This window comes from Roseateles sp. (assembly GCF_052436255.1).
GTDB lineage: Bacteria > Pseudomonadota > Gammaproteobacteria > Burkholderiales > Burkholderiaceae_C > Pelomonas.
The window spans coordinates 19,291-28,151 of the sequence record NZ_JBQVNP010000065.1; the positions used below are offsets into that span (position 1 = coordinate 19,291).

10 protein-coding genes are annotated in these 8,861 nt (G+C 68.8%); 3 read left to right on the top strand and 7 right to left on the bottom strand.

Features of this window, described 5'->3' with window-relative positions; all coding sequences use genetic code 11:
* Positions 1 to 115: 115 nt before the first annotated feature.
* Positions 116 to 1,684: an alkyl hydroperoxide reductase subunit F gene (gene ahpF / locus ACT6S0_RS15540; RefSeq protein WP_444764710.1), complete on the top strand. Its 1,569-nt coding sequence runs from the start codon at positions 116 to 118 to the stop codon at positions 1,682 to 1,684.
* On the opposite strand, the gene rarD is transcribed toward ahpF, so the two are convergent.
* Positions 1,685 to 2,560 carry an EamA family transporter RarD gene (gene rarD / locus ACT6S0_RS15545; protein ID WP_444764711.1) on the bottom strand — a complete coding sequence of 292 codons (876 nt, stop codon included), beginning with the start codon at positions 2,558 to 2,560 and terminating at the stop codon, positions 1,685 to 1,687. It abuts the gene before it with no gap.
* An 87-nt stretch (positions 2,561 to 2,647) separates the two neighbouring features.
* Here rarD and ACT6S0_RS15550 point away from each other — a divergent pair, with 87 nt between their 5' ends.
* A complete protein-coding gene (locus ACT6S0_RS15550) occupies positions 2,648 to 2,917 on the top strand; it encodes a MoaD/ThiS family protein (RefSeq protein ID WP_444764712.1) in 270 nt (89 codons plus the stop codon).
* Between the two features lie 3 nt (positions 2,918 to 2,920).
* Positions 2,921 to 3,991 (top strand): WD40/YVTN/BNR-like repeat-containing protein, encoded by a 1,071-nt coding sequence (locus tag ACT6S0_RS15555; protein WP_444764713.1) that lies wholly within the window; start codon positions 2,921 to 2,923, stop codon positions 3,989 to 3,991.
* A gap of 172 nt (positions 3,992 to 4,163) precedes the next feature.
* On the opposite strand, the gene ACT6S0_RS15560 is transcribed toward ACT6S0_RS15555, so the two are convergent.
* The 6 genes from ACT6S0_RS15560 to ACT6S0_RS15585 form a co-directional block, all read right to left on the bottom strand.
* Positions 4,164 to 5,033, bottom strand: coding sequence for an ADP-polyphosphate phosphotransferase (locus ACT6S0_RS15560; RefSeq protein ID WP_444764714.1), 870 nt, complete (start codon positions 5,031 to 5,033; stop codon positions 4,164 to 4,166).
* Between the two features lie 10 nt (positions 5,034 to 5,043).
* On the bottom strand, positions 5,044 to 5,733 hold the full coding sequence (locus tag ACT6S0_RS15565) for a pseudouridine synthase (protein WP_444764715.1): 690 nt from the start codon (positions 5,731 to 5,733) through the stop codon (positions 5,044 to 5,046).
* A complete protein-coding gene (locus ACT6S0_RS15570) occupies positions 5,730 to 6,128 on the bottom strand; it encodes a YchJ family protein (protein ID WP_444764716.1) in 399 nt (132 codons plus the stop codon). The genes ACT6S0_RS15565 and ACT6S0_RS15570 overlap by 4 nt, the downstream gene beginning before the upstream one ends.
* 41 nt (positions 6,129 to 6,169) lie before the next feature.
* Positions 6,170 to 7,801: a response regulator gene (locus tag ACT6S0_RS15575; protein ID WP_444764717.1), complete on the bottom strand. Its 1,632-nt coding sequence runs from the start codon at positions 7,799 to 7,801 to the stop codon at positions 6,170 to 6,172.
* Positions 7,798 to 8,484, bottom strand: coding sequence for a sensor histidine kinase (locus ACT6S0_RS15580; RefSeq protein ID WP_444764718.1), 687 nt, complete (start codon positions 8,482 to 8,484; stop codon positions 7,798 to 7,800). Before ACT6S0_RS15580 ends, ACT6S0_RS15575 begins: the two co-directional genes overlap by 4 nt.
* 132 nt (positions 8,485 to 8,616) lie before the next feature.
* On the bottom strand, positions 8,617 to 8,861 hold a 245-nt coding region (locus tag ACT6S0_RS15585; protein ID WP_444764719.1), incomplete at its 5' end, for a GNAT family N-acetyltransferase.

Genomic DNA, 8,861 nt, shown 5'->3' on the forward strand with positions numbered 1-8,861 from the left:
GAGGGCTCCTTCCTTCCGCAGAGCCTCAAAGGTTCTGCTGAAAGGGCCTCCGCTCTTCACGGGGACCCTTTCAGCAGTGGCCGATGTCGCCACGCCTCACTGAAAGGACCTCACCATGTTGGACGCCGCACTGAAGACCCAGCTCCAGGGCTACCTGGACCACGTCAAGCTGCCCTTCGAAATCATCGCCTCGCTGGACAACTCGGCCAGCAGCGACGAGATGCGCGAACTGCTCGAAGAGATCGTCGGCATGAACGACAAGATCTCGTTCCGCGCCGACGGCGTCGACGCGCACACCCCGTCCTTCCTGCTGCGCCGCACCGGCACCGAGCAGTCGCTGCGCTTCGCGGCCATCCCGCTGGGCCATGAGTTCACCTCCCTCGTGCTCGCCCTGCTGTGGACCGGCGGCCACCCGCCCAAGGTCGAGCAGGCGCAGATCGACGCCGTCAAGGCGCTGGACATGGACCTCGACTTCGAGATCTACATGAGCCTGAGCTGCCACAACTGCCCGGACGTGGTGCAGGCGCTCTCGCTGATGGCAATAGTCAACCCGCGCATCCGCACCACCGTCATCGACGGCGGCCTGTTCCAGAGCGAGGTCGAGGGGCGCGACATCATGGCCGTGCCGGCCGTGTGGCTGAACGGACAGCCCTTTGCCTCGGGCCGCATGTCGCTCGAGGAGATCGTCGCCAAGCTCGATACCGGCGCTGCGACGCGCGATGCCAAGAAGCTGGATGCCGAGGCGCCCTACGACATGCTCATCATCGGCGGCGGCCCTGCGGGTGCTGCGGCTGCGGTGTATGCCGCTCGCAAGGGCATCCGCACCGGGGTGGCGGCCGAGCGCTTCGGCGGCCAGGTCAACGACACGCTGGGCATCGAGAACTACATCTCCGTGTCCATGACCGACGGCCCGAAGTTCGCTGCCGCGCTGGAAGGCCATGTCAAGGACTACAAGGTCGACATCCACAACCTGCAACGCGCCGAGAAGCTCGTCCCTGCGGCCGAAGCCGGCGGCCTGGTCGAGGTGGAGCTGGCCAATGGCGCCAGGCTCAAGGGCAAGACCGTCATCCTCTCCACCGGCGCGCGCTGGCGCAATGTCGGCGTGCCCGGCGAGGCCGAGTACAAGAACAAGGGCGTGGCCTACTGCCCGCATTGCGACGGCCCCCTGTTCAAGGGCAAGCCGGTTGCGGTCATCGGCGGCGGCAACTCGGGCGTCGAAGCCGCGATTGACCTGGCAGGCATCGTCAGGCATGTGACGCTGATCGAATTCGGCGCCGAGCTGCGCGCCGATGCGGTGCTGGTCAACAAGCTGAAAAGCCTGCCCAACGTCACCATCATCACCAACGCGCAGACGACCGAGTTCACCGGCACCAACGGCAAGCTCGACGGCCTCAACTACACCGATCGCCTCACGGGTGAGGCCAGGCGCGTCGAGGTGGACGGCTGCTTCGTGCAGATCGGCCTGGTGCCCAACACCGAGTGGCTGCGCGGCACGCTGGAGCTCAGCAAGCACGGCGAGATCATCGTGGACGCCAAGGGCGCCACCTCGCTGCCCGGCGTGTTCGCGGCGGGTGACGCGACGACCGTGCCCTTCAAGCAGATCGTCATCGCCGCCGGTGACGGCGCGAAGGCGGCGCTGGGCGCGTTCGACTACATGATGCGGCAGCCCGCCGTGGCCGCGTGATCAAAGCGGCCTGACCTGCAAGGCGCGGCGGGTCTGCCACAGGCCCTCCGCGCTGTAGAGCGTCAATGCGCCCCAGATGAAGCCGAAGGCGATCAGCCGGGTCGCGTCCATCGGCTCCTTGAACAGGAACACGCCGAGCAGGAATTGCAGCGACGGCGATACGTACTGCACCAGGCCCAGCGTGGCCAGCGGCAGGCGCCGCGCGCCGGCCGCGAACAGCAGCAGGCTGCCGGCGGTGACGGGCCCGGTGCCGATCAGCCAGGCCCAGTCGACCACGGTCTGGCCGGCCATGCTGCCGTCCTGCGACCACCAGATCAGGCCGGCGGCCGCCAGCGGCGCCAGGATCAGCGTCTCCAGCGTCAGGCCCTCGATGGCACCCAAAGCAGCGGTCTTGCGCATCAGGCCATAGAAGCCAAAGCTCACGGCCAGCACCAGGGCCACCCAGGGCAGGCGGCCGCCCGCCACCGTCAGCCAGACCACGCCAAAAGCCGCCAGGCCGACGGCCAGCCATTGCACCGGCCGGGGCCGCTCGTGCAGCAATGCAAAGCCGAGTGCCACGTTCACCAAGGGGTTGATGAAGTAACCCAGGCTGGCGTCGATGACATGGCCGTGGCCGACGGCCCAGACATAGGTCAGCCAGTTGATGGCGATCAGCGTGGCTGACACCGCGAAGCGCCGCCAGGTCGCGGCGCTGACGTCCTTGAGCCAGCTCATATTGCGCATCACCAGCAGCACGACGGCGACGAAGGCCAGCGACCACAGCGTGCGATGGGCGACGATCTGCAGCGCCGGAATGGCGGCGATCTGACGGAAATAGAGCGGGAACAAGCCCCAGCTCAGATAGGCGCCGAGGGCGTAGAGGATGCCGGGGTTCATCGGCCCGCATTCTCATTGAGGGTTAATCCGGGTGCTTGGTCAAGGGCGTAGACGTCGAATTGGCCCCGCCTCTTTCGTCGTCAGCCCATGGCCCTCATCGAATTCACCCCCCAACTGCGCCGTTTTGTCGACGCCCCGTCCTGCGAGTGCGAGGCGGCGACGCTGCGCGAGGCGCTTGATGCAGCGTTTGCCGAGCAGCCGCGGCTGCGGGGCTACATCCTCGACGAGCAGGGCCATCTGCGCGTCAACGTCGTCGTCTTCATCGACGGTCAACGAGCGCGCGACCTGCGCGGACTGAGCGACCCCTTGCGGGCCGGCAGCCGCATCCATGTCCTGCAAGCCTTGTCTGGAGGTTGAACCATGAATGACCGCGCCTGGGCCGCGACCCGCAAAGGCCTTTTCGAACTGCGCCGCCGAGGCGGGGCCTGGCAGATCGAGCACATCAGCTTCCTGGCCGAGCCGGTCAGCATGCTGTTGCCACCCGACGCCTCCGGTCGCATGCTGGCCGCGCTCAACCTGGGGCACTTCGGCGTCAAGCTGCATGCCTCGATTGATGCCGGCAAGACCTGGCGCGAGGTTGGTGTGCCGACCTTCCCGCCGCAGCCCGAGGGCGCTGAAGGGCCGGAGTGGAAGCTGCTGCAGATCTGGTCGATGGAGAGGGCGGGTGACATGATCTGGGCCGGCACCATCCCCGGTGGTCTCTTCAGCAGCCGTGACCACGGCTCGACCTGGCAGCTCAACGAGGCGCTCTGGTACGAGCCGCTGCGGCTGGGCTGGTTCGGCGGCGGCAGCGACGCGCCGGCCATCCATTCCGTCTGCGCGCGGGCCGACCGCCCGGACGAGTTGCTGCTGGGCATCTCCTGCGGCGGCGCCTGGCGCTCGACCGATGGCGGCCTGACGTGGGCCCTGAGCGCCAAGGGCATGCGCGCCGACTTCATGCCGCCCGAGCAGGCCGGCGACGAGAACGTGCAGGACCCCCACCTCATCGCGCGCTGCCGCGACGTGCCCGAAGTGCTCTGGTGCCAGCATCACAACGGCATCTTCCGCAGCAGCGACAACGGCGCGAACTGGGCGGAACTGCAGGCCCAGCCGTCCAGCTTCGGCTTCCCCGTCGCGGCGCATCCGAGCGACCCCAATACCGCCTGGTTCGCGCCGGCCGTGAAGGACGAGCGCCGCGTTCCCGTCGACGGGGCGCTGTGCGTGACCCGCACCCGCGACGGCGGCAAGACCTTCGAGGCCTTGCGCACTGGCTTGCCGCAGCAGCATTGCTACGACCTGATCTTCCGCCACGGCCTGGTGGTGGACGACAGCGGCGAGCAGCTGATGATGGGCTCGACCACCGGTGGCCTGTGGGCCAGTGGCGATGGTGGCGACAGCTGGCAGACCGTGTCGGCCCACCTGCCGCCGATTTACGCAGTCAAGTTCGGCTGAAGTGTTGAGCCCCTCGTCCGGTCTTGCCCCGCTGAACGCGGGCGAGCCCAGCCGCTCCCCCGGGGGGACGTCGACGCTTGCGGCATCGAGCCGCCAGCATCGTCAGGCGGGCCGGCTCGGGAGCGGCCCAGCGCTCGGCTCGGAATACCCACGGGTCTCATGGGCTACGACGTCAAGCTCGGCTGAGCTTGTTCTTGATGCCGGCTAGCTCGGCGGCGTCTAGCGTCGGCGGCGGATAGCTCATCTTCAGCGCCGCCAGCGTGTCGACGATGACCTGCGACACGATGAGCCGCGCATTGCGCTTGTCGTCCGCCGGCACCACATACCAGGGCGCCTCGGCGCTGCTGGTGGCCCCCAGCGCCGCGCCGTAGGCCTGCATGTACTTGGGCCACAACTCGCGCTCGGACATGTCGTCAGCGGTGAACTTCCAGTTCTTGGCCGGGTCGTCCAGCCGTGCCAGAAAGCGCTGGCGCTGCTCTTCCCGGGACAGGTGCAGGAAGAACTTGACGACGCGCGTGCCGTTGCGGTGCAGGTGCTGCTCCAGGTTGTTGATGGACGCGTAGCGCTCGGCCCAGATTGCCGGCGCGCGCCCATGTTCCTTGGGCAGCGACTGCGCCTGCAGAATCTGCGGGTGCACGCGCACGATCAGCACCTCCTCGTAGTAGGAGCGGTTGAAGATGCCGATACGCCCGCGCTCGGGCAGGCATTGCGTGGCGCGCCACAGGAAGTCGTGGTCCAGCTCCAGGGCGCTGGGGTGCTTGAAGCTGAACACCTGGCAGCCCTGCGGGTTCACGCCCGACATGACGTGCTTGATCACGCCATCCTTGCCCGCCGCGTCCATGGCCTGGAAGATCAGCAGCAGCGAGTAGCGGTTGTGCGCATACAGCAGGTCCTGCAGCGCGCTGAGGCGGTCGACCTGGGCGCCCAACTGGCGCGCGTAGTCGTCCTTGTCGGCGTACAGCGACGCCACGGCCGTGGGCCACTGCTTGAGCTTGAGCGGCTGGCCGGGCGTGACCCGGAAGGCGTCGGTGGCGATCTTCATGAGTTGATTCTCAGCCTGGCGTCGGCCAATGCCCGCCCAGCGGCGCATGCAATTGCAGCGGCATGCCGGTGACCGGGTGCGTCAGCGACAGCGACTGCGCGTGCAACCACAGCCGCTGCAGGCCCAGCTGGGCCGCGACGGCGCGGTTCAGCGGCCCCTTGCCATGCGTCGCGTCGCCGAGGATGGGGTGGGCGATGTGCTTGAGGTGGCGGCGGATCTGGTGGCGGCGGCCCTGCAGCGGTTCGGCTTCCAGCAGCGCGACGCGCGTGCTCGCAAAGCGGGCGTCGCTGGCGAACGGCCACTCGATGCGGCGCAGCACGCGCCAGCGGGTCTGCGCCTGCAGCATGGGCTGGCCGGCCGACGGCAGCTCGGGGTCGCGGGCGAGCGGGTGGTCGACGACGCCCTCGTCGGCGCCCGGCCAGCCGCGCACCAGGGCCACATAGCGCTTGTGCATCTGCGCCTGCTCGAACATCGACCCCAACGCGGACGCGACCGCGGCCGACAGCGCGAACAGCAGCACGCCCGAGGTGCCGCGGTCCAGCCGGTGCGCGGGCCACACCGGCCGCCCGAGCTGGTCGCGCACCAACTGCAGCGCGGCCTCGCCTTCACCGGCGGCCAGCTGGGTGCGGTGCACCAACAGGCCGGCCGGCTTGTCGATGGCGACGAGATGCTCGTCCAGATGCAGGATGGCCAGCGTCAAGACAGCTCGCCGTCCACATAGAACCATTCGCCGTGCTCGCGCACGAAGCGGCTGACTTCGTGCAGGCGATGCGCGCGACCACCGAGCTTGCTGCGCGCGACGAACTCGACGGTGCCGTGGTCGGCGTCCTGCATCGCACTGCGCTTGACCGCCAGCCCCAGCCATGTCAGCGCCGGGTCGGGCGGCTCCAGCGCGGCGGGCCGCGTGCTGGCGTGCCAACTGGCGAGCAGGTAGTCGCGCCGGTCCAGCACGAAGGCGGCGTAGCGCGAGCGCATCAAGGCCTCGGGCGTGGCCGCGACCAGCGTGCCGCAAGCAGCCTGTTCCGAGTGCAGGCGGCCGCAGCAGTCCGTATAAGCCAGGCCGCCGCCGCAGGGGCATGGAGAAGGGGAACTCATAGGCATTGCATGATGCCGGAGCGGAAACGGCTCAGGGGCGCTCAGGCGGGCTCGGCGGTCCAGCGCTCCAACTGCTGCTGCAGCTCGGCCGCGCGCGCGTCGCCGGGCTTGAGAGCCCGTGCCGTCGCGATGCTCTGGCGCATCTCCGCCTCCAGCGTAGGCGATCGGCCGTGGCGTTGCAGCACGGTCAGGGCGACGGCGGCGAAGTTCAGCAGCACGCGCGCATTGCGCGGCATCGAGATCCTGGCGCTGCGCAGGCCTTCCAGCGCCGCCTGCGAATCGCCCTCGGCCATCAGCCGCATGCTGTCCTTCATCGCGTTCGTGGCCTCGCGCCGGGCGGCGGTCACCAGTTCGCTGCCGGCTGCGCCCTGGCCCAGGCGCTCGAAGGCGAGCTGGGTGCGTTGCAGCAGGCGCTCGTTGTCGTAGTTGTTGCGCGTGACGTGTTGCAGCAGCCGCGTGGCCGCATCGGCCTGCTGGGCCTCGATCAGGGTCTCGGCGATGCGTGCGGCGGTGTCGGCAGCACCGGGCGAGGTCTCGTCCGCGCTCAGCGCCACCAGTTCGGTCGCCAGCTTGGCGGCGGCCGCCTTGTCGCCCTGGGCTTGCAGCGCGCGCACCTGCTCGGCCTTGGCCAGCAGCTGCGCATCGCGGCTGCCGTAGCGCTGGGCCATGGTGGCCACCAGCTTGTGGGCCTCGGCCGGGTTGCCGGCCTCGGTGTGCATCCTGGCCATGCCGAGGAAGGGTTCGACGTTCTCGATGGCGCTGTGTTCGGTCAGCTTGAGGGCGCGCGAGAAGGCATGGGCGGCGATGTCGCGCTGGTCCCGGGCCAGCGCCGCGACACCCAGCGCGGACTGGCGGCGCGCCGAGTTGGGCGACAGCCTGACGGCGCGCTCCAGCAACGCGACCTGTTGCTCGCCCTGGCCTTGCGCGGACAACAAGGCGGCCAGCTCGTCATAGGCTTCGAGGTACTGCGGATGCTCTCGCACCGTCTCCTGCAGCAAGGCCTGTGCACGGGGCAGGTCCTGGGCGTGCAGGTACACCTGGGCCAGCCCCAGCCTGGCCCAGGGGACGGGGCCCCGCTGCAACACGCTCTCGTAGACGGCCTGGGCCTGGGGCCATTCGTCCAGCAGCTGGTAGAGCTGGGCCTGCAGCCGCAGGACTTCGGCCAGGCTCTTGGTGCCGCTGGCGATCTGCTCGTTGCAGAGCTGCAGGGCGCGGCGCCAGTCCTGGGCCTTCATCGCCACCGCGATGCCGGCCAGTGCCGCCTTGCGCTCCACCAGCTTGAGCAGGCGGCTTTGCAGCATGCTTTCGGTGATGGGCTTGAGCAGGTAGTCGTCGGGGGCCTCTTCAGCGGCGGCCGAGACCATGATGCTGGTCTTCTCGGCGGTGATCATCAGCCACACGGTGGCCGGGCCGATCCAGTTCTTCAGCCGCGCTTCCTCCAGCAGCTGCTGGCCGTTCTTGCCATCGCCCAGGTTGTAGTCGCACATGACGATGCCATAGCTCTTGGCGCTGAGCATGGCCGTGGCCTCGCGGCCGTCGCGGGCCGTGTCCACGCGGCGCGCGCCGCAGCGCAGCAGCAGGCCCTTGAGCTCGCTGCGCATGGCCTCGAAATCCTCCACCAGCAGCACGTCGCTGCTGCGCAAGGGGTCGGCGGCGGCCGTCCAGTTGTTCATGGCAGCACCAGCGTGAAGCGGCCACCGCCCAGGTCGCCGCCATTGCAAAGACGGGTGCCGCCCGTCACGTCGCGGCGGCGGTGCAGGCCGGCCGCCAGGCGCGCGAAGAACAGGCCCAGGCCGGTGCTGCCGGTATGCACGTCGATGCCCTGTCGAGCCGGGAAACCCTGGGCCAGCATGAACTCCGGAAATCCTTCGCCGTCGTCGGCCACCTCGATCTCCAGCTGCTCCTGATCGACGCTGAAGCTCAGCCGGACCGTCTGCCCCGCGTAGCGCACCGCACCGAACAAGGCTTGTGTGAGCACGCTGCCGATCAGGTCATGGTCGAAGACCCAGTCCTGCACGTCTGGCTCGGCCTCGAGTTGCAGCGTCAGCCCCTTGAGCCGGGCCAGCGGTCGCACGCGGTCCAGCAGCTCCCGGGCGAACTCGTCGAGCTGGATCTGGGCCGGCTCGAACGGGTACATGCCTTCTTCCAGCTTGTAAATGGCCATCAGCTGCACGAGATTGCCGTTGACGCGCTGGGTCTCATACAGCGCCTGGCAGGTCGACAAGGCCGCGCCCGACGGTGGCTCGGTGTCCTTTGTGGCCAGCTGCTGCAGCGCGTCTTCAAGGTAGGCGGCGATCACGCTGACCGAGTTCTTCATGTCGTGGGCCGCGGCCGCCACGAAGGTCGACATATTCATCGCATCCCTTTCCGCTTCCCGCCCGCCTGTGTCCTGGCGCTTGCAGCCGACTCTACAGACGCATGAGCAAGAAGAGCAATCCGCGCGCCCGGCGCGGCCGCAAGGCTTGTATCCAGGCGTCAGAGCCCTGCGCTACAGCTTCAGCTCCCAGCGTTCGCTGGTGACTTGCTGACCGAAGCTGTGCAGGGGCTCGCTGTGCACCAGCTGGTAGCCCTCGGCGGCATAGATCGTCCGCGCGGCGGTCAGCGCGCTTTGCGTCCACAGCGTGATGTGCTTGTAGCCGGCGGCGCGGGCGAAGCCGCTGCACTCGCGCACGAGGCGCCTGCCCAGCCCCAGGCCGCGCGCATGCGGCTCCAGCAGCAGCAGGCGCAGCTGCG